Source organism: Roseovarius arcticus, assembly GCF_006125015.1.
Lineage (GTDB): Bacteria > Pseudomonadota > Alphaproteobacteria > Rhodobacterales > Rhodobacteraceae > Roseovarius > Roseovarius arcticus.
The window spans coordinates 2705828-2728196 of the sequence record NZ_SZZN01000001.1 but is presented as its reverse complement, the minus strand read 5'-3'; the positions used below and the strand labels follow the sequence as shown (position 1 = coordinate 2728196).

The 22369-nt window shown below is 60.8% G+C and carries 27 protein-coding genes; 10 read left to right on the top strand and 17 right to left on the bottom strand.

The genetic code is table 11. The features are described 5' to 3' along the window. Positions 1 to 14: 14 nt before the first annotated feature. From MK6180000_RS13070 to MK6180000_RS13060, 3 genes are read right to left on the bottom strand one after another with little or no spacing between them, the layout of a single operon-like run. Complete coding sequence (locus tag MK6180000_RS13070; RefSeq protein WP_246040518.1) at positions 15 to 701, bottom strand: DUF1194 domain-containing protein; 687 nt, start codon at positions 699 to 701, stop codon at positions 15 to 17. Between the two features lie 28 nt (positions 702 to 729). Continuing rightward, entirely contained in the window at positions 730 to 1479 is a 750-nt protein-coding gene (locus MK6180000_RS13065; RefSeq protein WP_138935128.1) for a DUF1194 domain-containing protein, read from the bottom strand. Continuing rightward, positions 1446 to 1874 (bottom strand): VOC family protein, encoded by a 429-nt coding sequence (locus tag MK6180000_RS13060; protein ID WP_138935127.1) that lies wholly within the window; start codon positions 1872 to 1874, stop codon positions 1446 to 1448. Before MK6180000_RS13060 ends, MK6180000_RS13065 begins: the two co-directional genes overlap by 34 nt. Before the next feature lie 135 nt (positions 1875 to 2009). Between MK6180000_RS13060 and thyX the strand changes: the two genes are divergently transcribed. Next, positions 2010 to 2924, top strand: a complete 915-nt coding sequence (gene thyX, locus MK6180000_RS13055) for an FAD-dependent thymidylate synthase (protein WP_138935126.1) — start codon at positions 2010 to 2012, stop codon at positions 2922 to 2924. 18 nt (positions 2925 to 2942) lie between these two features. On the opposite strand, the gene MK6180000_RS13050 is transcribed toward thyX, so the two are convergent. After that, positions 2943 to 3530 carry a thermonuclease family protein gene (locus tag MK6180000_RS13050; RefSeq protein WP_138935125.1) on the bottom strand — a complete coding sequence of 196 codons (588 nt, stop codon included), beginning with the start codon at positions 3528 to 3530 and terminating at the stop codon, positions 2943 to 2945. A gap of 52 nt (positions 3531 to 3582) precedes the next feature. Beyond that, positions 3583 to 4344: an alpha/beta fold hydrolase gene (locus MK6180000_RS13045; protein WP_138936498.1), complete on the bottom strand. Its 762-nt coding sequence runs from the start codon at positions 4342 to 4344 to the stop codon at positions 3583 to 3585. A gap of 93 nt (positions 4345 to 4437) precedes the next feature. On the opposite strand from MK6180000_RS13045, the gene MK6180000_RS13040 reads away from it, so the two are divergent. After that, positions 4438 to 4812, top strand: coding sequence for a hypothetical protein (locus MK6180000_RS13040; protein ID WP_138935124.1), 375 nt, complete (start codon positions 4438 to 4440; stop codon positions 4810 to 4812). Between the two features lie 55 nt (positions 4813 to 4867). Here the strand turns inward: MK6180000_RS13040 and glyA are convergent, their stop codons facing one another. Continuing rightward, complete coding sequence (gene glyA, locus MK6180000_RS13035) at positions 4868 to 6151, bottom strand: serine hydroxymethyltransferase (protein ID WP_138935123.1); 1284 nt, start codon at positions 6149 to 6151, stop codon at positions 4868 to 4870. A gap of 178 nt (positions 6152 to 6329) precedes the next feature. Here glyA and MK6180000_RS13030 point away from each other — a divergent pair, with 178 nt between their 5' ends. The 4 genes from MK6180000_RS13030 to MK6180000_RS13015 all read left to right on the top strand — a co-directional run bounded on the left by MK6180000_RS13030 (position 6330) and on the right by MK6180000_RS13015 (position 9037). Next, positions 6330 to 7091 (top strand): NAD kinase, encoded by a 762-nt coding sequence (locus MK6180000_RS13030; RefSeq protein WP_138935122.1) that lies wholly within the window; start codon positions 6330 to 6332, stop codon positions 7089 to 7091. 104 nt (positions 7092 to 7195) lie between these two features. Beyond that, positions 7196 to 7399, top strand: coding sequence for a CsbD family protein (locus tag MK6180000_RS13025; RefSeq protein ID WP_138935121.1), 204 nt, complete (start codon positions 7196 to 7198; stop codon positions 7397 to 7399). A 165-nt stretch (positions 7400 to 7564) separates the two neighbouring features. Next, positions 7565 to 8209, top strand: coding sequence for a sulfotransferase family 2 domain-containing protein (locus MK6180000_RS13020; RefSeq protein WP_138935120.1), 645 nt, complete (start codon positions 7565 to 7567; stop codon positions 8207 to 8209). A 183-nt stretch (positions 8210 to 8392) separates the two neighbouring features. Next, the gene (locus MK6180000_RS13015) at positions 8393 to 9037 is read left to right on the top strand and encodes a Hint domain-containing protein (RefSeq protein WP_138935119.1); all 645 of its coding nucleotides are present in this window, start codon (positions 8393 to 8395) and stop codon (positions 9035 to 9037) included. On the opposite strand, the gene MK6180000_RS13010 is transcribed toward MK6180000_RS13015, so the two are convergent. Continuing rightward, a complete protein-coding gene (locus tag MK6180000_RS13010; RefSeq protein ID WP_138935118.1) occupies positions 8998 to 9633 on the bottom strand; it encodes a glutathione S-transferase family protein in 636 nt (211 codons plus the stop codon). The two genes, MK6180000_RS13015 and MK6180000_RS13010, sit on opposite strands and share 40 nt — an antisense overlap. A 79-nt stretch (positions 9634 to 9712) precedes the next feature. Next, the gene (locus MK6180000_RS13005; protein WP_138935117.1) at positions 9713 to 10924 is read right to left on the bottom strand and encodes a GAF domain-containing sensor histidine kinase; all 1212 of its coding nucleotides are present in this window, start codon (positions 10922 to 10924) and stop codon (positions 9713 to 9715) included. Positions 10925 to 11215: 291 nt separating this feature from the next. Between MK6180000_RS13005 and MK6180000_RS13000 the strand changes: the two genes are divergently transcribed. Together MK6180000_RS13000 and MK6180000_RS12995 are read left to right on the top strand one after the other, a co-directional pair. Next, positions 11216 to 12586: a PAS domain-containing sensor histidine kinase gene (locus MK6180000_RS13000; RefSeq protein WP_138935116.1), complete on the top strand. Its 1371-nt coding sequence runs from the start codon at positions 11216 to 11218 to the stop codon at positions 12584 to 12586. Next, positions 12583 to 12972: a response regulator gene (locus tag MK6180000_RS12995; protein ID WP_138935115.1), complete on the top strand. Its 390-nt coding sequence runs from the start codon at positions 12583 to 12585 to the stop codon at positions 12970 to 12972. Before MK6180000_RS13000 ends, MK6180000_RS12995 begins: the two co-directional genes overlap by 4 nt. Positions 12973 to 13095: 123 nt before the next feature. Here MK6180000_RS12995 and MK6180000_RS12990 read toward each other — a convergent pair whose 3' ends face one another. The 4 genes from MK6180000_RS12990 to MK6180000_RS12975 form a co-directional block, all read right to left on the bottom strand. Then, entirely contained in the window at positions 13096 to 13455 is a 360-nt protein-coding gene (locus MK6180000_RS12990) for an Hpt domain-containing protein (protein ID WP_138935114.1), read from the bottom strand. Next, entirely contained in the window at positions 13452 to 14441 is a 990-nt protein-coding gene (locus MK6180000_RS12985) for a response regulator (RefSeq protein WP_138935113.1), read from the bottom strand. The genes MK6180000_RS12990 and MK6180000_RS12985 overlap by 4 nt, the downstream gene beginning before the upstream one ends. Positions 14442 to 14610: 169 nt before the next feature. Continuing rightward, positions 14611 to 14823 (bottom strand): hypothetical protein, encoded by a 213-nt coding sequence (locus tag MK6180000_RS12980; protein ID WP_138935112.1) that lies wholly within the window; start codon positions 14821 to 14823, stop codon positions 14611 to 14613. Positions 14824 to 14934: 111 nt separating this feature from the next. After that, entirely contained in the window at positions 14935 to 15336 is a 402-nt protein-coding gene (locus tag MK6180000_RS12975) for a MerR family transcriptional regulator (RefSeq protein ID WP_138935111.1), read from the bottom strand. Positions 15337 to 15543: 207 nt separating this feature from the next. Here MK6180000_RS12975 and MK6180000_RS12970 point away from each other — a divergent pair, with 207 nt between their 5' ends. After that, positions 15544 to 16884 carry an MATE family efflux transporter gene (locus MK6180000_RS12970; protein WP_246040517.1) on the top strand — a complete coding sequence of 447 codons (1341 nt, stop codon included), beginning with the start codon at positions 15544 to 15546 and terminating at the stop codon, positions 16882 to 16884. 6 nt (positions 16885 to 16890) lie between these two features. On the opposite strand, the gene MK6180000_RS12965 is transcribed toward MK6180000_RS12970, so the two are convergent. From MK6180000_RS12965 to MK6180000_RS12945, 5 genes are read right to left on the bottom strand one after another with little or no spacing between them, the layout of a single operon-like run. Further along, the gene (locus tag MK6180000_RS12965) at positions 16891 to 17949 is read right to left on the bottom strand and encodes a quinone-dependent dihydroorotate dehydrogenase (protein ID WP_138935110.1); all 1059 of its coding nucleotides are present in this window, start codon (positions 17947 to 17949) and stop codon (positions 16891 to 16893) included. After that, positions 17946 to 18284 (bottom strand): DUF952 domain-containing protein, encoded by a 339-nt coding sequence (locus MK6180000_RS12960; protein ID WP_138935109.1) that lies wholly within the window; start codon positions 18282 to 18284, stop codon positions 17946 to 17948. The genes MK6180000_RS12965 and MK6180000_RS12960 overlap by 4 nt, the downstream gene beginning before the upstream one ends. A 56-nt stretch (positions 18285 to 18340) precedes the next feature. Next, positions 18341 to 18895, bottom strand: coding sequence for an adenine phosphoribosyltransferase (locus tag MK6180000_RS12955; protein WP_138935108.1), 555 nt, complete (start codon positions 18893 to 18895; stop codon positions 18341 to 18343). Then, positions 18895 to 19524 carry a LysE family translocator gene (locus MK6180000_RS12950; protein WP_138935107.1) on the bottom strand — a complete coding sequence of 210 codons (630 nt, stop codon included), beginning with the start codon at positions 19522 to 19524 and terminating at the stop codon, positions 18895 to 18897. Before MK6180000_RS12950 ends, MK6180000_RS12955 begins: the two co-directional genes overlap by 1 nt. Positions 19525 to 19553: 29 nt before the next feature. Then, positions 19554 to 20441 carry an S-methyl-5'-thioadenosine phosphorylase gene (locus MK6180000_RS12945; RefSeq protein ID WP_138935106.1) on the bottom strand — a complete coding sequence of 296 codons (888 nt, stop codon included), beginning with the start codon at positions 20439 to 20441 and terminating at the stop codon, positions 19554 to 19556. Between the two features lie 264 nt (positions 20442 to 20705). Here MK6180000_RS12945 and MK6180000_RS12940 point away from each other — a divergent pair, with 264 nt between their 5' ends. After that, positions 20706 to 22328: a SulP family inorganic anion transporter gene (locus MK6180000_RS12940; protein ID WP_425466859.1), complete on the top strand. Its 1623-nt coding sequence runs from the start codon at positions 20706 to 20708 to the stop codon at positions 22326 to 22328. Positions 22329 to 22369: the final 41 nt, after the last annotated feature.

Genomic DNA, 22369 nt, shown 5'->3' with positions numbered 1-22369 from the left:
GCCGGATGCAGCGCTCAGCCGTCTGCGTCCAGCTGCGATAACGTGGGCGGGCGCAGTTCGCGCAGCAGCTTGCGTGTCATCGCGGCTCGAAAATCCTCGAAGTCTTGCGCGGTCTCGGAAAATGCGCCGGGACCGCGCAAGACGTGGACGCGGTAATGATCCAGCAGCGTTCGCGTATGGGTCAGGTCTTTGGTTACATTGTCGCGGCCGCCGGGATTTATCACGAGTGCGTTTATGGTAATCTCGGGCGACATCCCCAAGTTGATCGTGCCGGGGTGCGGGCCTGAATTCGACGGCCCGTCGCCTGAAATATCAAGGGTATGGCTCCAACAATCGTTCCTTTGAGCCAACAAGCTGGCCCCAAATTGCATTGCCGCGCCCAGCCCCGTGTAAGGATCGTCGAAGCGCAGATTTGCACCGCGTAGCTGGCGGATCACTTGCTGCAATTGGACCGGGCCGGTCAGATCAGTCCAGCCCACCAGCACATATTGCTGGTCAGGCGCGCCCCATTGATAGACCGCCAGCGCGACCGTGGCGCCGGGCATATCGAACAGCGCGGCTTGCGTTTCAGGATGCTCCAGCGCCGCTGCCACGCCGTCTAGCTGCAAGCGGTACTCCAGCGCATCGACCGAGCCTGAGACGTCGAGGCCCAGTGCCAGTGCAAGACGGCACGCGCTCTGCGCCGGGGCCGCGCCTAGCATGGCGATTGCCGCGAAAAAGGCAGCCCACCTAGCCATGCGGGGACGATCGCGGCAATCCATACCCGCCTAGCACCAGATCGTTAATCTCGCGAAACAGCTTCCGGGTCATGGCCGCTCGGAATCCGGAAAATCCGGCGGAGAGCTCGACAAAGGCGCCTGGGCCATGCACCACCTCGCTGCGATAGAACGCCTCGACCTCCGGATCGTCGCCGAGGATGACGAGGCCGTTGACCACCACATCGCGCAGTGGGAAATGGCGATAGGCATATTCCGGCGCAAATCCGTAGTTGTTAATGCCATCGCCAGAGATGTCGATAACCCGCCTGTCGCAAAGAGGCCCGCGCCGCATCAATGATGCGCCATATCCCAGCGCCTCACCGACCGAGGTGGGGAACCCCTCGTAGCTGCGCGTGATATTGCCAAGGGCCAGCACGGCGCGGTCAATGTCGCTTTGACTGCGCAGGGCGGTCCAGTCCACATGCATCGACTGCTGAAACCGCCCGGACCATTCGAACACCGCAAGCGCGACATGCCCGTCCTGCCCGCGCAGAATCGCATCGCGCACATCGGGCGCATCCAGCGCCGCTGCAAGGCCTAAACGTTGCAAATCATACTCTTCCGCATCGACGGACGCGGACACATCCAGTGCCAGAACCAGCGCAAGCCTGCACTCATCCTGAGCCGCCGCAGGCGCCCCCCACGCCAGCGCCAGAACGGCAGCGAGCCTTATTAACGCCCGAAGTTTTACCAATGGCCGGTGTTTTCCATGCTTGCCCACGGCTCTGCCTTATCCAGCGCGTCGCCGGTTTGAAGCAACTCGATCGAGATGTTGTCGGGGCTTCGTACGAACGCCATATGCCCATCGCGCGGCGGACGGTTGATGGTCACGCCGTTGTCTTGCAGATGCTGGCACGTTTCGTAAATGTTATCGACGCTATAGGCCAGATGCCCGAAATGGCGGCTGTCATCAGGCAGTTTGTCGTCGCCGTCCCAGTTATACGTCAGCTCGACAGGGCATTCGTCCTGCCCCTCGGCGGCCATGAAAACGAGAGTAAAGCGCCCGCCTTCATTCTCCATCCGGCGCGTCTCGCGCAGGCCCAGCAGTCGGAAAAAGGCCATGGTCTTGTCCAGATCCTTTACCCGGACCATAGTGTGCAGATAGCGTATCGTCATTGTCGCCTCCTGTAGAATTTCGTGTTTCATCTACCTTAGGGGGAAACGTGCGCCCGTCCAGTCCGGCTGGCCTTTTGCGGCGGGCATCGGCTAGATATACCGCAACACCGATTCACCGCAGCTAGGACCAAGTTTATGCCCCTCACTCCCCAGCAGACCGCCGAAATTGAGGCGCAGCGCGCCCAACCGCAGACAACGCTGCGCGCCACGGCAACGGGGATGGAGGCGCATCTATACACCGCCTATCCGGTGCTGGATCACGGTTTTATCCGCGTTATCGACTATATGGGCGACGATGCCGCCATCACGCAGGCGGCGCGCGTCAGCTATGGCAAGGGCACGAAATCGGTCCAAAACGACGAGGGGCTGATCCGCTATCTGATGCGTCACTGGCATTCGACCCCGTTCGAGATGTGCGAGATCAAGCTGCACGTCAAACTGCCCGTGTTTGTTGCCCGCCAGTGGATTCGCCACCGGACGGCCAACGTCAACGAATACTCGGCCCGCTATTCGATCCTAGACCGTGAATTTTATATCCCCGCGCCGGACAATCTGAACGCGCAGTCGGTGATTAACAATCAGGGCCGCGGCGAGGTGCTGGAGGGCGAGGAGGCGCAGCGCGTCCTGAAATACCTGACCGATGACGCGATGCGCGCCTATGACCACTACGAAGAGATGATCTCGGACGAGGGCCAGCAGGGTCTGGCGCGGGAACTGGCGCGCATGAACTTGCCTGCCAACATCTATACGCAGTGGTATTGGAAGGTGGATCTGCACAATCTGCTGCACTTCTTGCGCCTGCGCAGCGATGCCCACGCCCAATACGAGATCCGCGTCTACGCCGAGGAGATGTGCAAGATTGTCGCCGACTGGGTGCCGTTCGCCTACCGCGCCTTTGAGGATTACCGCATGGGCGGCGCGCAGATGTCGTCAACCGCGCTGGAATGCGTGCGCCGGATGTTAAAGGGTGAAGAGGTAACGCAAGAGAATTCAGGGATGAGCAAGGGGGAATGGCGGGAGTTTGAGGGGGTCTTGAGTGATCCCAGCTGAGGTTGGTATCGCCTCAGCTTAGTTCGGGCGGCAACTGCTTTCAGCAATCATGATCTGACCGAAATCGCGTCCGCCGACTAAGCTGCATTTCCCAATTAGTCGGTCATAGGACTTCTGAGTGTTCAATCGGCACGTCACTATCTGCCCCGCCACGACCAGACGGGCGCGCTGCGTTGCTTGATCGCCTGCCAATGTACCACTTTCAGCGCAATTCAGGTTGGCGATGCGGATAGGTGTCGAGCCGATTACGAACGTATCGCCGTCACGCACATGGGTGACCTGTCCTGTGATGGTCTGGCTTGCCACTCCGGCAAATCCCCCGCCGATACGGTTCCATGCATTACCACCATTCAAGCTGCGAGGCATGGGGGCGTGGTATCGCGCGGTGCCGGTATTAGCGCCTGAGCGGTGATAATTGTCCTCCAGTTCCAATACGCCTAAGCCAGTCGCGACTAAACTGATCATCAACACACTGAGAAGATGCGGCTTCCGATCCTGCTTCGGTTCACGTTGGCGACTGCGCGGGTTCGGTATGGGGCAACGCCGTTGAGGCGGATCATGGCGCACCACCCGATTGCGCGCTCTGAATTTCAGGATAATAGACATGCCTTTGGCATATGCCAAAAATAGGGCGCAAATTTGGCGATAATGAACAGCTTTATGCGCGCTCCAACCACCCGCCCACCACATCCACAAATGCCCGCGGCTCCTGCGCATGAAGCCAATGCCCGGCCCCCTTCAGCGCCATAAACCGCGCTTTGGGGAACAGCGGCTTGATCACCTCGCGGTGCTCGGGCAGCACGTAGTCTGACTTCTCGCCCGATAGAAACAGGGTGGGGCCGTCATACTGCCCGCGTACTTTGGGAAATCCGATAATCTGCGGCATCTCCTTTGCCAGAACATCTAAGTTCAAACGCCAGCGCCGCCCGGACACGTCCAGCGATTGCAGGAAGAACGGGACCAGCGCCGGGTCGTCCACTGCTGCCTCTAGCTGGGGCGCGGCGTCACTGCGGCGCTCGATCCTGCTGAGGTCGGCGGCGCGCATGGCGTCTATGTATTTGATCTGGCTATGAGAATACGTGACCGGCGCGATGTCGGCGACAATCAGACGGTTCACCAGATTGCCCTGCGTCAGCGTCAGCATCATCGCCGCCTTGCCGCCCATTGAGTGGCCCAGCACGTCGACGGGACCGTCCAGCGCCTCGCACACCTCTGCCAGGTCGCCGGCCAGATCGGCATAGCTGTGGGTGGGCTGCCACGCGCTTTCCCCATGATTGCGCATGTCCACGGCCACGACGCGGCGGGTTCCCGACAGCCGTTTGGCGATGACGCCCCAGTTCCGCGCGGAGCCGTAGAGACCGTGCGCGATCAGCAATGTGGGCGCATCCGTACGGGTGCCATGGTCAATCATGTTCAACATGGGGCTGGTGATAACCTGCCCGCCGCCGCCGTTCCAGCCCCATTGAGGCTGGCGTTCCGTGCGGGTAATGTCGCGCGCAAATAGGGGCGCGATATGATCGACCAAAAGGCATTCCAGACAGATATTGACGCGGCGTCGGACAAGCTGCGCACGCGCATCGGTGTGCGGGGTCGTAGTTTTGCACAGCGGTTGAGGCGGGCGGGGCGCGCCCTGCCGGGTTCGGCGCGGCAGGCAGGCTGGCGACTGGTGGAGTTGCAAGCGATGGTCGCGCATCCCCGTATGCGCCGTCTGGTACGTGCGCCCGATGTAAATGCCGCGCTCGCCGAGTTGAACTTGCATCTGGACAAAGTGAACGCGGGCGAGCGGCGCAAGGACCGTCTGCTAGGCCTCGCCGGGAGCGTGGTGGCCAACATCCTGCTACTGGCGCTGCTAGTGATAGCCGTCTTGCGCTGGCGCGGTTTGGTCTGAAACGCAAAACGGCGCCTCTGTTTCCAGAGACGCCGTATTAGGTCAAGTGAAGCGCTTATAGGTTGGGATAAAGCGGGAAGCGCTCGCACATTTTTGCAACTTCGCCGCGCACCTTAGCCTCGACCGCCTCGTTGCCGTCGGCGCCATTTGCAGCCAGCCCATCGACTACTTCGACGATCCAGTCGGCGATCTGGCGGAACTCGGCCTCCTTGAAGCCGCGTGTCGTGCCTGCCGGGCTGCCCAAACGCAGGCCGCTGGTGACGGTCGGCTTTTCGGGATCGAACGGCACGCCGTTTTTGTTGCAAGTAATATGCGCGCGGCCCAATGCGGCGTCGGCGATATTTCCGGTCACTTTTTTGGGGCGCAAATCAACCAGCATTAAATGCGTATCAGTGCCGCCAGTGACGATGTCGAGGCCGCCCTTCATCAGCTGATCTGCCAGAGCCTGCGCGTTCGTGATGACCTGAGTGATGTAGCCCTTGAACTCTGGCCGCAGCGCTTCGCCAAAGGCGACAGCCTTGCCCGCGATCACGTGCATCAGGGGGCCGCCCTGAATACCGGGGAAAATGGCAGAATTGAACTTCTTGGCCAGCGCCTCGTCATCGGTCAGGATCATGCCACCGCGCGGGCCGCGCAGCGTCTTGTGCGTGGTGGTCGTTGCGACATGCGCATGCGGGAACGGCGAGGGGTATTGGCCTGCTGCAATCAGGCCGGCGAAATGCGCGACATCTGCCAGCACGTAGGCACCGACCATATCGGCGATCTCGCGGATGCGGGCAAAATCCAGTTGGCGAGGGATGGCGCTGCCGCCAGCAATGATCATCTTGGGCTTATGCTCCTTTGCGAGCGCCTCCATCTGATCGTAGTCGACGTCCAGTGTATCGCGCCGCACGCCATACTGGACGGCGTTAAACCATTTGCCCGATTGGTTAGGTTTGGCGCCGTGGGTCAGGTGCCCGCCCGCATCAAGGCTCATCCCCAAGATAGTGTCGCCGGGCGTCAGCAGCGCCTGCATCACGCCTTGGTTGGCCTGGCTACCCGAATTGGGCTGCACATTGGCAAAGCCGCAACCGAACAGCTTGCATGCCCGCTCAATCGCCAGGTTTTCGGCCACGTCGACATACTGGCAGCCGCCATAATAGCGCCGGCCTGGATACCCTTCGGCGTATTTGTTGGTCATGACCGACCCTTGGGCCTCCATGACGGCCGCCGAAACGATGTTTTCAGAGGCGATCAGCTCAATCTCGCTGCGCTGGCGGCCCAGTTCACTGGTGATGGAGGCATATAGCTCGGGGTCACGGTCTGCGAGGGACTGAGTAAAGAAACCGGTATCGGACATTGGGGAGGCTCCTTGGAGAAATTAAAATCTGTTGCTGGTTGGCGTAAACGATAGCCCGCGTCATTGTAAGCATGGAATGCGACAATATCCGACCTCCATGCGGCAGTGCTGGCGGAGGGGGGCAAACTGTGTTGTCATCAGCGCCACATGATTTTCTAACGAAGCGGACCAGCCCATTATGACGCAACGCATCGCCTTTCTGGCCAGCGACGTACCAACGGCTGAGACCGCTCGCGCGGCGCTGATCGCGCGATACGGCGACACGCCTGAGGATGCCGCCGACGTTATCGTGGCGCTGGGCGGGGATGGTTTCATGCTGCACACGCTGCACCGAACCCAAGGGCTGAACGTGCCGGTGTATGGCATGAACCGCGGCACCGTCGGCTTCTTAATGAATGAATACAGTGAAACCGGGCTGATGGAGCGGTTGGCCGAGGCCGGCGAGGAGGTGCTGAACCCACTATCGATGCGCGCCGAATCTGCCGATGGCACGCAGCACCACGCTCTGGCGATCAATGAAGTTTCGCTACTACGCGGCGGCCCGCAAGCGGCGCAACTGCGCATTTCAGTCGACGGTCTTGAGCGGCTGGACGAGTTGGTCTGCGACGGCGCGCTGGTTTCCACGCCCGCCGGATCGACGGCGTACAACTACAGCGCGCATGGCCCGATCCTGCCCATCGGTGCAGATGTGCTGGCCTTGACGGCAGTCGCCGCCTTTCGCCCCCGCCGCTGGCGCGGGGCGCTGCTGCCCAAGGCCGCTGTGGTGCGCTTTGATATAGGAGAGCCCGCCAAGCGCCCAGTAATGGCCGTCGCAGATAGCACGCCCGTCGCCGACGTGCTGTGGGTCGAGATCCGGTCTGAGCCAAGTATTGCGCACCGCATCCTGTTCGATCCGGGGCATGGGCTGGAAGAGCGGCTGCTGCGCGAACAATTCGTCTGAAATTCTAGCCCCTAACGGAACTATCTGGGCGATGATCCGTTGTGCCATCAGTGACGGCTTGGACGTGATCGAGCCGCCAAGTTTCTAGGTTTAAGGAGCGAAAGATGAACTGGGATACAATCAAAGGTAACTGGAAGCAGTTGACCGGCGAGGCGAAGTCGCACTGGGGCCAACTGACTGACAATGACGTCACAGAAGCCGCAGGCGAGCGCGATAAGCTGGTCGGAAAAATCCAAGAGCGCTACGGCGTAGCCAAGGACGAAGCAGAGCGTCAGGTGGACGAATTCGCAGCCAAGCATAAACGCTAGGCGTGCAAGTCCCCCCCGCAGATCAGTGTCATGATCGAAAAAGGTGGTCCCAAATCGGGGCCGCCTTTTTTAATGGATAGCGCTTTTCTAGAGGATTCTCAAATTATAGCGTCAAGCCCCCACGTAGGCCTTTCAGGGCTAAGCTACGCATATTAACCTCTGGGCATGATCATCTCGCCAGGCCGCAATTACATCTTTGTTCACATTCCGAAAACCGGCGGCACGTCGCTGACATCTGCACTAGAGGGGCGGGCAATGAAGGATGATATCCTCATTGCTGATACGCCCAAAGCGCGGCGCAGGCGAGGCCGCCTGAAGGGGGCGCAGGCGGCCGGCCGATTGTGGAAACATTCGACGCTGGCAGATATAGACGGACTGGTTGGCCACGATTGGATCGCTCAAGCCTTTACAGTAACGCTTGTCCGCAATCCGTGGGATCGGATGGTTAGCCTTTATCGCTGGCTGCGGAAGCAGGACTTTGACAACTTCGCCGTCGCACTGGCGCGACAGAGCGATTTTGAGGCGTTTTTGCGCGATCCCCAGATGCAGGCAGCAATTCGCGCGCACCCGTACAGCCACTACATGCGCGATAGGACCGGGTGCGAGCGTGCCCGCCTTTTTATGCGTTTGGAGGCATTTGAAGTGGATGCGCAGCCGTTTTGGGATCACTTGGGTTTTAGGCTGGAACTGCCGGTTTTGAATCCGTCCGACCGCGCGCCCGGCTACTCTGAATACTATACAGCCCAGACAGCTGAGCTGGTCGAGGGACTATGCGGCGAGGATATTGCACGGTTTGGATACAATTTCTAATCAACCCGCGTGATGCCAGCGTTCAATCAAGCAATTTAGGGCTGATTGATGCCAAAACCTGATCAATGACACGATGGGGACACGATCCGGGCAATATAATGCCTATAACTTCGCGTTAACCATTCTTAATGGGCTTTTGTCGTGCGCAAGGGCACGCCAGTTGAAATAACGGGGACGAACGGGATGTTGGGATGGCAGGGCGTGGCCACTGAGGGGCGGCAAGCAGCACATATTCAGACCAAAGGCGTCGGACGACGCGGCATGGGCAGCGGCATCGTTGTTGCCACCTCTGTGGGTTGGCAGAAACTAGGCGACATCAATGTCGGGCAGGGGGTGCTGACCTTTGATGGCGGGCTGCAACGCGTACTGTCCGCAAGGGCCGTCCCTGCATGGGCCGGACCCGGGCCGTGTCCGCGCAACCTGTGGCCCGTCGAGGTGCCCCAAGGGGCATTGGGCAATCGCGAGGTCATGCAACTTGCCGCGGACCAACCAATTCAAATTGAAAGCGACGCGGCAGAGGCGCAAGGCGACGATCCCTTTGCGTTGATACGCGCGCGTGCGCTGGACGGTGTGCGCGGTATTTGCCGGGTACCGCCGGCGCCGGACGAGATGCTGATCACGCTAACCTTTGCGATGGAGCAAATCGTTTTTGTCGCCGGCGGCGCGATGATGCACTGCCCTGCAGCGGCGCCTGACTTGATGGATTGTGCCGCGTCCAGCGCTCGCTATCCCGTCCTTGATATGGAGGACGCGTTGCGTATTGCGCAGGCGCTGAGCGACGATATGGATCAGGCCCGGTCGGCCGGGCTTCCCGGCATCAGATCATAAGGATGCGCCCAGCCCGGCAGCGCTTCGATCCGTGATAGCCAGCGGTCGATGGCGGGCCAATCTGCCCGCGCGAACCCGAATGGCTCGGGGTAGAACAGATAGCCACAACAGCTGAAATCGGCGTTGGTCGGCCCGTCCCCGACGATCCAGTCGCGCGCCGCCAGATGCGCGTCCAGCGTGGCGTAGGCCGCGGCAAGTCGACCTTGGGCAAAGGCGATAACGCCAGCGTCACGCTTGGCCTCGGGCAGGAAATTCATCACATAGCGGGTGGCCCCGGCCTGACTGCTGAGCTTGTGATTGTCCCAAAGGACCCAGCGCAGGATATCGCGTGCCTCGGCGGCATCGGCGCCGCCAAACTTGCCGCATTTGTCCGAGATGTGCATCTGAATCAGGCCCGATTGCGTCACGATCTCGCCGTCATCCACCAGCACAGGCACCTCGCCCATGATGTTGAGCTTGCGAAACTCGGCAGTGCGCGTCTCGCCGCCAAAGAAGTCGACATAGACGGCCTCCCACTCAAGCCCGCTGAGAGCGAGGGGCAGGGCGGCCTTATAGGCATTGCCGCTTTCGCCCATGCAATAGAGTTTCATCATCATTGTGATCCTTTCGTCGGCATGCGCGAGCTGCCTGTCCAGCACTTAAGTGTTCTGTCCACGATAAAATTCAGGAACGCCATCACACAGCAGCCGCGGCGCGCCACGCCGGCAGGCGAATGCAGGCGGTAGTGGAGTGCGCATCCGCATGTATTTCGAAGGCGCCGCCATGCATTCCGACTAGCTTGCGCGTCAGCGGCAAACCAAGCCCTAAGCCGGACGTGTCCGTGCCGCGATGATCCAGATCGCCGCCCACAACGAATGGGCGGTAAAGCGCGTCCAACTCCACATGATCACCCAGCGATCCATCATCGGTAATCAGGATTTCGGCGTTGCCGTCTGCATCAAGGCGCAGCGCGGTGGTGATGGATGCGCCGCCGTGCTGCACGGCATTCAGCATGATCGAGGTGATCGCAATGCGCAACTGCTCAGGGTCAACGCGCATCATCAGTGGAGTAACACCGCTTGTGCCTGTCACGGTCTTAGAAGAAATCTGCGCGATGGGCTGGTGAGTTTCGCTGATCTCGGCCAGCAGCGCTGCGAGGTCTGTCTCTTGTTCGTTCAGGCGTAGCTCGCCCGTTTCGGCATTGCTGAAATGCAATATGGATTCGATCAGCTTTCCCAGATGCTGCGTCGATGCATGCGAGCTGCTCGCTAGCCGCGCCTCAATGCCGTCCACCAGCCGTGTGCGCAGCATCGCAAGCGCGCCCAGCGAGACGGTGAGGGGCGTGCGTAGCTCGTGCCCAACAAGGGCGACGAAATTTTCGTAGCCTGTGCCGTCATCGGGTGCCGCGTCCTTGGCGGGGGCCTTCTCCAGCGCGGCGATGACTGCGCGCGCGAGGCTTGCCAGCATGTCCATCTGCTTGTCTGTCGGGGCTGCGTGCGGCACAAAGTCCAGCGCACAAAGGCTGCCAAAGCGGTAACCCGACGACAGTATCAGCGGCACCCCGGCATAAAACCGCGCCTTTGGCCCGCCCTCACGCACCATCGGGTGGTCATGAAACCGCGGGTCCAGCGACAGATCGGGCACGATCATGGGGGCATCTGACATGATGGTATGGGTGCAAAAGGAGTTCTCTTTCGGCATCTCATCCAGTTCAACCCCGACGACGCATTTATACCATTGGCTGTCTTCTTCGACGACGCTGATATGTGCGATTGGGCAGTCCAGCACCATGCGCGCCGTGTCAGTCAGCGCCTCGAATAGAGGCTCGTTTTCGCGGGTCAGGCCAGGGGCGGCGCGTGCTGCCTTTAGCCGGGCCTCTTCGTTAAACGGGATGGGGTATGAATTCATCGGATAGGCACCGTGGTCGACCTTTCTGCGAGAGAAGCGCGCTAATAACTGCGGCGTGCCTCGACGCTGTCGGTGCATGGCGCACGTGTCAAGTTCCTAGATGATTACAATACGCCCAATCCGCGCCGCGACGCTTTCGTGCATCGCCCGGCGGTTGCGCACCACGGCGGCCAGCAAATTGCTGCGGCGTCATAATTCTGCCGATTTGTGAAGCGAAGGTGATGTTCAAGAGTAATCTGTTTCGTGCGGCGCGTTCGCCAATCAGGTCACGATCCCGATTTGGAACAACCGATGATTGCCGACAAAACCTCCCCCGATTTCAATCGTGTCTATCTCGTTCCCGCATTAAGCGGCGTCGCGCTGGGTGCCACTTGGTACGGCGGCACGATCCTGGCTCTCACCGGCCCGGCGGCGCCACTGGTGGCCGGTGCTGGAGCCATCGCTTTGGCTACCGCTGCGCCCTGTTTTTTGTTAAAACGGCGCTACGACCGCAAACTGGCGCGGATGCAGAAGCAGCAGAAGTCGAAGGCGCAAGGGGCGCGCCCCGTCGCCGACGCAATCGACGCCGCTGGCCAGCTCGAGGCCCTTAGCGAACTGCGCGACGATATCTGGATTATAGACGCGAATGGCTGGCGCGTCAGCTATATGAATCGCGCCGCAGAGCAGCGTTTGGGCCGGGCGAGTGGCGACCTGCCACAGGAGCCGCTGGACGAATTCGCCGACAGTGCCGAGCTGCGCGACATCGCGCGTGCCTGCCGATCGCTAAAAGACAACGGCAACAACGGCACCCATTTCGAGGTGATGCACAGAGACATTCCATTGCATGTCAGCATCAAGCAATTGCGCGATACGACCGGCAGCACGCGTTTTCTGATCTTGATGTGCGATATTTCAGACCAGGTCGCCCAAGATCAGCGCAAGTCCGAATTCATCTCGACCGTCAGTCATGAGCTACGCTCGCCCCTGACGTCAATCAAAGGCGCGCTGCGCTTGCTGCTGTGCAGTAGCGATCTGAACCTGCCGGACAAGGCGCTGGCCCTGCTTGAGATCGCGCATCGCAGCTCGGACCGGTTGATCCTTATCATCAACGACATTCTGGACCTCGACAAAGTCGCGAGCGGCGAAATGGTGGCCGATATGCGCGAAACCGACGTGGCCGAATTGGTGCACGAGACATATAGCGCGACGCAGATCCTACAGGATCGGTTCGACGTGACGGTCGAAACTATTGGCGCGGATACGCCGCTGCCCTTCGTGACCGACCCAAACCGATTTATTCAGGTCCTGACGAACCTCTTGTCGAACGCTTGCAAGTTTTCTCCGCAGGGCGGGCGCGTGACTGTGGAAATCCGCGATAGCGCGGACCATTTGCGTGTATCCGTCCGGGATGAGGGCGGCGGGATTCCTGCGTCCGATCAATACAAGATATTCCAGCGGTTTGCCGACATGCCTAACTCTGACCGCGCTGCCAAGGGCGGAACGGGTTTAGGCCTAAGCATTTGCAAAGCCATCGTCGAGGGGATGGGCGGCACCATCGGATTTCAGTCGCGCGAGGGCGCAGGCACTGATTTCTACTTTACGTTGCCAAAAGCTGCGCTAAATAGTCACATGGCGCACCTTACAGCCGCCGATGACACAAGACCGGGGACCACCGCGCCATGATCAGCATACTGCACGTCGAAGACGACAGCGATATTCGCGAGATTACCGAAATGGCCCTGTCTATGTCGGGCGATTTTGAGGTTACGCAATGCGAATGCGGCGAGGCCGCGCTGAGCGTTGCACCAGATCAGCACCCTGATATCTTGCTGCTAGATATGATGATGCCCGGTATGACGGGCTGCGAAACGTTGATAGAACTGCGCAAGATGCCGCACCTGACGCGTGTGCCCGCTGTCTTTATGACCGCGCGCGCAGAGCATGTCGAAATTGCGAACCTATGCGCTGCTGGGGCTGCGGACGTTATCCCCAAGCCGTTTGATCCGATGACGCTGGGCGACCAACTCAAGAAAATCCTTCACCGCACAACTGGCCACGCTAGCACCTGACGTTGGGGCATGACGAAAAAGGGCGGCAGCCAGATTTTGTTGTCTATGAGCGCTCAAATTCGCGGCCAAGTGCGTTACATTTCGGTGTCACATTTGGCAGGTACAGACTGCAATTGTGCTTGGTCAGGCGGCAGCTAGATAAGGCTCGCAGAGCGAGACAAAATCATCGATCTCGATTAGGATTTCAGGCGGGCAGGACAGTTCAACGCTTTCTGGATCGTCCAGGTGCGCGTCGATCAACCCCTCGCAAGCAAAGGCGGCAGCGCCCACGTCCGGCAGGCCGAATGTTCCGGCGGTGCCTGCGATCTTGTGCAGGATGGCGCGCGCCGATGCGAGGCTGGTCCTCTTGGCCTCTGCTGTCTCGGCGTTCCAAGCGTCCATTGCATGGGTGGCAACCGCGGCCTGTCGTTCGTCCAGGATCAACATAAATTTGGTCCTGAGCGCGGCAAAACCGGGCAGGGCTTCATGAGCATTTGAGGTCATGCTGAGTTCTCCACTGTCCAAAGTGTGTTACGGGCAGCCTCGTGTGCGAGGCCTGCCGCCTCGGCGCTGGTGTGGGCCTGTGCGATCGCGCCCATAGCGGACGCGCCAGTCTGCCAGATTAGGCGAATAGTCTGGCCCGTGCTGACGCGCGGTTGCAAGCGCAGGCCTGCATTGTCAAACAAATCGGTTTGCGACAGGGCCAGATTGACTGCATCCATCATTTGTGCGGCTTGAGGTCGCCAGCCGCCTTCGGTTACGCAGACAAATGTGCCGTTACCAGCGTAGGACATCAAGAATTGATGTGCGATCATCGTGTCAGAGATGACTTCAGCGACATCGGATACGAGGCTGTAGAACTCGAAGCTGGTCATCTGACTGTGGAACACGTCGATTTGGCGTATGGAAAATGCAAATGTTGTCGATCCGAACAACGCACTGCGTGACAGTTGCGCAACGTAGTTTTCCATGGCGAGGTATTCGATCACGTTCTCGACGTCATGGATCGCGATCGGCGCGTGCAACTGCAAATGTTCCGGTATTAAAGGGCCGCCAGAATCGCGTTTTGAGGCGGGGGCGCTGAATATCTTTTTCGTCCGCGGGCGGCGGGCGGATACCATCTGGTTGACCACCCCAAGGCGCGATGTGAAATCGCCCATCTCAAAGGGTTTGGTGAGATAATCTGTCGCCCCGGCCGTAAAGGCGGCATCGACATGGCGTTTGTCGGACATGGCCGTCAGCATGAGGGTGGGCGTATGCGCATGGCGCGAAATTTCGCGCACCACGCGGGTCAGGTCAATGCCGGTCATTTCAGGCATGTTTATGTCGAACAAAAAGCAATCAAAGGGGCGCAGGCCGACTTGCGCAATGATGTTAAGCGCCTCGGCGCCTGATCCGGCTGTCACCAACTTATGATCGCCTGACGCGGCGATGAAATGCGCGAGAAGCTCAAGAATGATCGGATCATCGTCCACCGCCAATATCTTCATGGTGTCCCCCGCCTTACTGCACCAATGTCGGGCGAACCTGCATCGTGCCAAAGGCCAAAATCGCGAAAAAAGGTGTTCTAATTATGGCCCCGAAATAGCGCTTTGATGTTACATTAGATTTAACGTGGTCTGCACGGCAGGCCACAAATGGCTTAAAAATTCAGTAAAACTAGCGCTTTCGCGCTTCAAGTTCGGAATTGAATAGCCGCAACCTATGCGAGAAGGTGTCTTCGTTAATCACGCTATCGAAATTTTCGAAAAGGAACGATAGCGCCTCACCTTCGTCCAGCCCGGCCTCTTGGGCGAGGCGACGCAGGCGGCGATACCCGTCTTCTGTCATTGCGACGTTAAAGCGTCTGGTCATTCGAAATCGTTTGGGCATCTTCTTTACCTCGGGCGTGGGATTGGCCTGTCGTCTGAGGTACTCTACCGCGGCGCGCGCGACCGCGTCACCCCCCTCGCCATGACGGAGAGGGCGGCTATCACCGCGTGATTATTCTGCCGCGTGATTCGATGCTTGCTGCGTATCCAGCGCGCGCGCAATCCCGTCCATCTGGGTCCGAAGATCGCTGATCGCGGCGTCCAACTCATCGCGCTCGCGGATCATTTCCGCCAACCGCTCGGCTGCCATCTCATGAGTGCGCACCATCTGGCTATGTTGTTGGTCATCCGCGCCATACAGGTCCAGCAACTGGCGTATCTGCTCAAGCGAAAAGCCAAAGCGCTTGCCGCGCAGGATTAGCGTCAGCCTCGCCCGGTCACGGTGCGTAAAAAGCCGCTTTTGCCCTTGCCGAATAGGCGCAAGCAGCTCTTTGGCCTCGTAAAACCGTAGCGTGCGGGGAGTCACTTCGAAAGTGTCGCACATCTCGCGGATAGTCATGGTCGTGTTGGTCATCAAAATCCTGATTTGCTTGTTCATCTGATAGATCGCCAAATAATGCGCTATGACGCAGTTGCAATGTCTGGCTGAAGACTAGCGGGCGGACGAAGCGTCACGATTGCGTGTGCGCAGCCGCGCATCGGGGCTTGCGCCCTAACCGGAGCGCGCCAATAAGGCAAGGCGGCATGCGCCGTCGGTGCATTACTTTTGCGGAGGCGCCACGTGATACGTGAAAAACACCAGCCCGGCGCGGCTGCACATATCCGCCTAACGCATCGCCGCGTGCTGCGCATCGCGTGGCCCATCGTGCTGTCAAACGCGACCGTGCCACTGCTGGGTATCGTCGATACGGGCGTGATCGGCCAATTGGGACAGGCAGCACCAATCGGCGCCGTAGGCGTGGGCGCTGTGGTCCTGACGGCGATCTATTGGATCTTTGGCTTTCTGCGGATGGGCACCAGCGGCCTGACAGCGCAGGCGCGCGGCGCGGGCGACACCGGCGAAGTGGCGGCGATGCTGACACGCGCCCTGTTGATCGGGGCCATGGGCGGTGTGCTGGTCGTACTGGTTCATGTGCCGCTCTTCGCGGGCGCGCTCGCGCTTGCCCCCGCGAGCGCTGAGGTTGAAATGCTCGCGCTGCAGTACATGAGCGTCCGCGTCTGGAGCGCGCCTGCCATGATCGCCATGTTTGGTATGACTGGCTGGCTGATCGCGATGGAGCGGACAGGTGCGGTGCTGATAATCCAGTTGGTGATGAACGGGCTGAACATCGTGCTGAACCTGTGGTTTGTGCTGGGGCTGGAGTGGGGCGTAAGCGGCGTCGCATGGGCCACTTTTACCGCTGAATGGGCCGGAGTAATCTGTGCGTTTTTCATGTGCCGGGATGCATTTCGCGTGCCGGACTGGTGCAACTGGGCGCTTGTGTTCGATCTTGCGCGCCTGCGGCGGATGGCGTCGGTCAACACCGATATCCTGATCCGCTCGGCGCTGCTGGAGGTGGTGATGCTATCGTTCATCTTTCTCGCGAGCGACTTGGGTGACGTAACGTTGGCGGCCAATCAGGTGCTGGTGCAGTTCCTGCACGTCAGCTCGTATATCATGGACGGCTTTGCCTTCGCCGCCGAGGCGCTTGTGGGACAGGCGGTCGGCGCACGGGCGGCAGGCGCAGTGCGGCGCGCGTCGATCCTGACCAGCCAATGGGGCGTGGGCGCCGGGATTGTTCTGGCGCTGTGCTTTGGCCTCTTTGGCGGGGCGGCAATCGATACGCTTGCCGCGTCGGATGCCGTGCGCGAGGCGGGCCGCTCCTACCTTCCGTGGCTAGTGGCGGCGCCGATCTTTGGTGCGGCTGCGTGGATGCTGGACGGTATCTTTATCGGCGCCACACGCACGCGCGACATGCGCAACATGATGATCGTGTCCCTCGCCGTTTATGGCGCGGCGGTGGCGGTACTGATGCCGCTCTTTGGCAATCACGGGTTATGGGCGGCGCTGCTGATCGCCTTCGCCGTGCGGGGTATCACGCTGGGGATGCGGTATCCAGCGCTGGAGCGGTCGGCAGAATAGCTGCGTCTACAGCCACTCCTCCCGCCCGGTACCTACCGCATCAGCGACATTTGCGTAGCCGCCATCCTCCAGCAATCGATCCAGGCCGCGCGCGATGCGCGGCACCAGCGCCAGTCCCTCGTAAACCAGCGCCGAGTATAGCTGTACCGCGCTCGCGCCTGCGCGGATCTTGGCGTAGGCATCCTCGGCCGTGGCGATACCGCCAACGCCGATCAGGGGCAACTCGCCCTCCGTAAGTTGCGACAGCCGCGCCAGAACGCGCGTCGATCGCTGGAACAGCGGCGCGCCCGACAGCCCGCCCGCCTCGCCGCGCGCGGCGCTGGTCAGGCCGGTCCGGTCCAGCGTGGTGTTAGTGGCAATGATGCCCGCCAGCCCGGATTGGCGCGCCACTTCGGCAACGCCCTCCAAGGCGCTGTCATCCAAATCTGGTGCGATCTTCAGGAATATCGGGATAGGCCGCTCTAGCCAGTCGCGCGCCTCCATCACCCCGGCCAGTAGCGCACCCAGTGCGGCGGGCCCCTGCAAATCGCGCAGCTTTTCGGTATTCGGGCTCGATACGTTCACTGTCGCAAAATCCAGGTGACGGCCGCAATGGGCCAGCACGCGGGCAAAATCCTCGGCCCGGTCGTCACTGTCCTTGTTCGCGCCCAGATTGAGACCGATCACCGCATCCTTGGGCCGCTGCGCCAGCCGATGCGCCGCCGCCTCCATTCCGAGGTTGTTGAATCCGAAACGGTTTATGACCGCGCGGTCCTCCGGCAGGCGAAAAAGGCGCGGGCGTGCGTTACCGATCTGCGGGCGGGGCGTCACGGCGCCCACCTCGATCATGCCGAAACCGGCGCGCGCGAGAGGCGCCAGTGCCTGCGCGTTCTTGTCAAATCCGGCAGCCAGCCCGACGGGATTATCCAGCGCCAGCCCGGCCACGTTACAAGCAATCCGCGGCGATGTGACCCGCCCCGGCAGAGGCACCAGCCCGGTGCGCAGAGCCCGCAGCGCGAGCCCGTGCGCGCGCTCAGGGTCCAGCCTGTGCAGCACGGCCAATCCGGCGCGGTCCAGCACGCTCATGCCGCGCCCGACGGAAACTGGTGAAGACCATCAAGTAGTGGCAGAGGCTGCGCCCAAGCCACATCGCTGAGCCGCAAGTCGCGGTAAAGATGCGGAAAGAGGGCGCCGCCGCGCGACGGCTCCCACTTCAGTTCATCGCCTAAACGATCTGCCTCAATCCCAAGTAGCATCAAGCCATCCTCGCCCGCGAAATGCCGCGCCGCCGTCTCGGGCGCCTGATCGGGCGTCGACAGGTGAACATAGCCATCGGCGATGTCCACAGGCGCGCCTGGGCTGGTTTTGGCGGCGCGCAACGCGGCCCACTCATCACGGCGAAATATCTTGTATAGCATCATGCGCCCCTGATGCCGCGCGCCGCCGCGTGGGTCAAGCGGAGAGGCGGCGCGCGCCCTCAGTCGCCCTCAAATGCGCAAAGCGTGCGCACGTCCATGCCCATCGCCTCCAGCCGAGCGCGCCCGCCCAGGTCAGGCAGATCCACGACGAAGGTGCAGGCGGCGATGCGCGCGCCCAGCCTCTCCAACAAGGCCACCGCGGCGAGAGCAGTTCCGCCGGTAGCAAGCAGATCATCGACGATCAGGACATGCGCGCCGGCCTCGATGGCGTCTTCGTGCAATTCAAACGTCGCGCTGCCGTATTCTAACGCATAGTCCTGCGAAATAACGGTACCCGGCAGCTTGCCCGCTTTGCGCACCGCAACGAACCCCGCGCCGAGGCGGCATGCCACCGCGCCGCCAAGGATGAAGCCGCGCGCCTCTAGCCCGATGACTTTGTCGATGCCGCTGTCCGCCCAAGGGCTGGCCATGTCCTCGACGGCGCGGCGCAGTCCGGTAGGATCGGCCAATAGGGTGGTGATGTCGCGAAACATGATCCCCGGTTTGGGAAAATCAGGGATTGTGCGGATCAGATCGCGTAGGGGCGCGCGGTCCGTCGATTCAGGTGACTGCATTATGCGGAACCGCGCCGGATCAGCGCCGTCGCCAGCCCCATCGCGATCAGCGCGCCGCCGCCTGCGCGGGTCAGCCATCCAACTACGCCGGGCCGAGCGATGCGCGCGCGCATCCGGTCCGCCAGAAGCGCATAGATCAACGCATTCAGCGCGGCGAGGCCGACAAACGTGCCGATCAAGATGACGAATTGCGTCACGAGCGGCGCGTCGACCACCACGAACTGCGGCACGAAGGCGATGAAAAACGCAATGGACTTGGGATTGAGCGCGGTGACTGCGGCGGCGTGCCAAAACACCCCGCCCCCCGTCACTTGCGCGCCTTGCGGCAAAGTTAAAACGGCACCTGACGCGCTTCGGATCAGCTTGACCCCCAGCCAGATGAGATAGACCGCACCAATCCATTTCAGCGCGGTGAAAAGCGCGGCAGAGGCCAGCACCAGCGCGCCGAGGCCCATCAACGAGGCTGTCATTGCCACCAGGTCGCCCAACGCCACGCCAGCCGCCGATGCCAGCGCGACGCTGCGTCCTTTGCTGAGGGCATAGCTGAGAACCAACAGAACAGTGGGGCCGGGAACTATCAGAAGGGCAGTGGACGCCGCGACGAACGCGAGCCAGAGATCGAATGACATTTGCATGCTCCTACGGGGGCCATCGCGGATCAGCCCGCTGTCCTATTCAGCACGCGCCCGGCGACCGCGTCCAGCCTTTGTGTGACCTCTGGGTCTCGCGCGTCCGGTCCCGTCAAGATCGCATATTCCAGCGCCCGGTCGCATCCATGTGGGCAGGCTGTGCGATCCTCGCCCCGTAGGGCGGGAAGGGCGCGCACCATATCCTTGGCGCGTGCTGCGTTGCCCGTCAGCGTGGCAATGATTGCGGTCACGTCGACCTCGCCATGATCGGGATGCCAACTGTCATAGTCAGTGATCATCGCGACGGATGCATAGCAAAGCTCCGCCTCGCGGGCCAGCTTTGCCTCGGGCATCCCGGTCATGCCAATGACGTCGCAGCCCCACACTTCGCGATACAGACGCGATTCAGCAAGCGTCGAGAATTGCGGCCCCTCCATCGCCAGATATGCGCCGCCCTTATGAACGCGCACGCCCGCGGCCTCCGCCGCATCGGCGCACGCGTCGCCAAGACGCGGGCAGGTGGGCTGCGCGACGCTGACATGTGCCACGCAGCCGGGGCCGAAAAACGATTTCTCACGCAAATAGGTGCGGTCGATATACTGGTCGAGGATCACAAAGTCGCCCGGCGCCATCTCTTCGCGGAATGACCCGCAGGCCGACAGGCTGATGACGTCCGTCACGCCGAGCCGCTTGAGCGCGTCGATATTGGCGCGATAGGGCACCGACGATGGGGTGTGGACATGCCCGCGCCCGTGACGCGGCAGGAATGCCATGGGAACGCCGTCAAGCGTCCCAGTTAGGATTTGGTCCGACGGCGCGCCAAAGGGGCTGTCGACCGTACGCCATTCCGCACCTTCCAGCCCGTCGATGTCATAAACGCCCGAGCCGCCGATTACGGCGATCATGTTGAGTGTCACTTAGCTCTCCTGCCTCTGGTGCGGGCGCAAGTTTAGGTGGCGCCGCTGGGGATGAAAAGCATCGCCGGACGCATACTTAGGCGGAAAATTCGATAAATTTTGTTGGCTGGTGGGTGGGTGTTAGGCTTTTCTCTATCTCGCTCTGACCAGATCAAGGTGGTAAATGCGGCGCCAGAGGAGTAAAGGGCCACTTTCGCAAGTACGCATGATCACAGGACGCACATTTTGAAAACTTCGCTGGCTGCTTTCGCCAAGACCATCACAATGCCCGATCTGCGTGTCATGCAGGACGAGAAACTTAGCGTGTCGCGCGTCCGGATTGAGCTTCTGGCCGGCCTTACCGTTGCGCTGGCGCTGGTGCCCGAGGCTGTGGCCTTTGCCTTTGTCGCCGGGGTACATCCGCTTGTCGGGCTTTATGCTGCGTTCCTCGTCGGGTTGGTTACGGCGCTTATCGGCGGGCGGCCGGGTATGATTTCGGGTGCGACGGGCGCGCTGGCGGTGGTCATGGTGGCGCTGGTTGCGCAGCACGGCGTCGAGTACCTCTTCGCCACTGTAGTGCTGATGGGTATTTTGCAGGTGACGGCCGGCGTGCTGAAATGGGGCAAGTTCATTCGCCTCGTTCCGCATCCGGTGATGCTGGGCTTCGTAAATGGCCTCGCAATCGTAATTTTCTTGGCGCAAATGGGCCAGTTCAAGGTGCCGGGCACGATGGTTGATACCGGCCACGGTATGGGCGGCGGGGTATGGCTTAGCGGTCAGCCGCTATTGCTGATGCTAGGATTGGTTGCCCTGACGATGGGCATTATCTGGATCATGCCGCGCATCACGCGCATCATTCCTGCGCCGCTGGCCGGGATCGGTGTGGTTGCGGCGCTGGTTATCGTCTTTGGCCTTGATGTGCCGCGCGTTGGTGACCTGTCGTCGATCAAGGGCAGCTTTCCTAGCTTTCATAACCCATTCGGAGAGGGCCTTGGCCTCTACGGCACGCCCTTGGCGCCATTCAACCTGCAAACGCTGGAAATTATCCTACCTTATGCGATCATCCTCGCGGCAATTGGCCTGATCGAGAGCCTGCTGACGCTGAACCTTGTTGGCGAAATGGTTGGCCGCAGGGGCGGCGCGTCGCAGGAATGCATCGCGCAGGGACTTGCCAATACCCTGACCGGATTTTTCGGTGGCATGGGCGGCTGCGCGATGATCGGTCAGTCGATGATTAACGTGAAATCAGGGGGGCGAACACGCATTGCCGGCATTACGGCGGCCCTGTCCTTGTTGATATTTATCTTGTTCGCAGCCCCCCTGATCGAGCAGATACCGCTGGCTGCGCTGGTCGGCGTGATGTTCATGGTCGTGATCGGCACATTTGCGTGGAACAGCTTTGCCATCTTGCGAAAGGTGCCGTTGACCGACGCGATGGTGATTATCTTGGTGACGGCTGTCACGGTTAAATATGATCTGGCCATCGCGGTGGTCGTCGGTGTTATCGTCTCGGCGCTGGCCTATTCGTGGAATAACGCCAAGCGTATCCACGCGACGACAAAATTGGACGAGAACGGCGCGCGCGTCTACGGCATCGAAGGCCCCCTCTTCTTCGGCTCTGCCGAAGGCTTTGCGGAACTCTTCGACGTTGAGGGCGACCCTGATACGGTGATAGTCGATTTTGACCAGAGCCGTGTTGTAGACCAATCCGCGCTTCAGGCGATTGAGACGATGGCGGGCAAGTATCAGGCCGCGGGTAAGACGCTGCAACTGCGCCACCTGACCCGCGATTGTCACAAGTTGCTGACCCGCGCAGGGCACCTCGTAATCGACAGCGACGATGATCCGGAATATCAGGTGGCTGTCGATTATGACGTACGCACAGGCGTTCTGGGCGCGGGTCACTAACCGCACCCGGCACCCAAACTTGCGCCCGCGCGCGATGATTG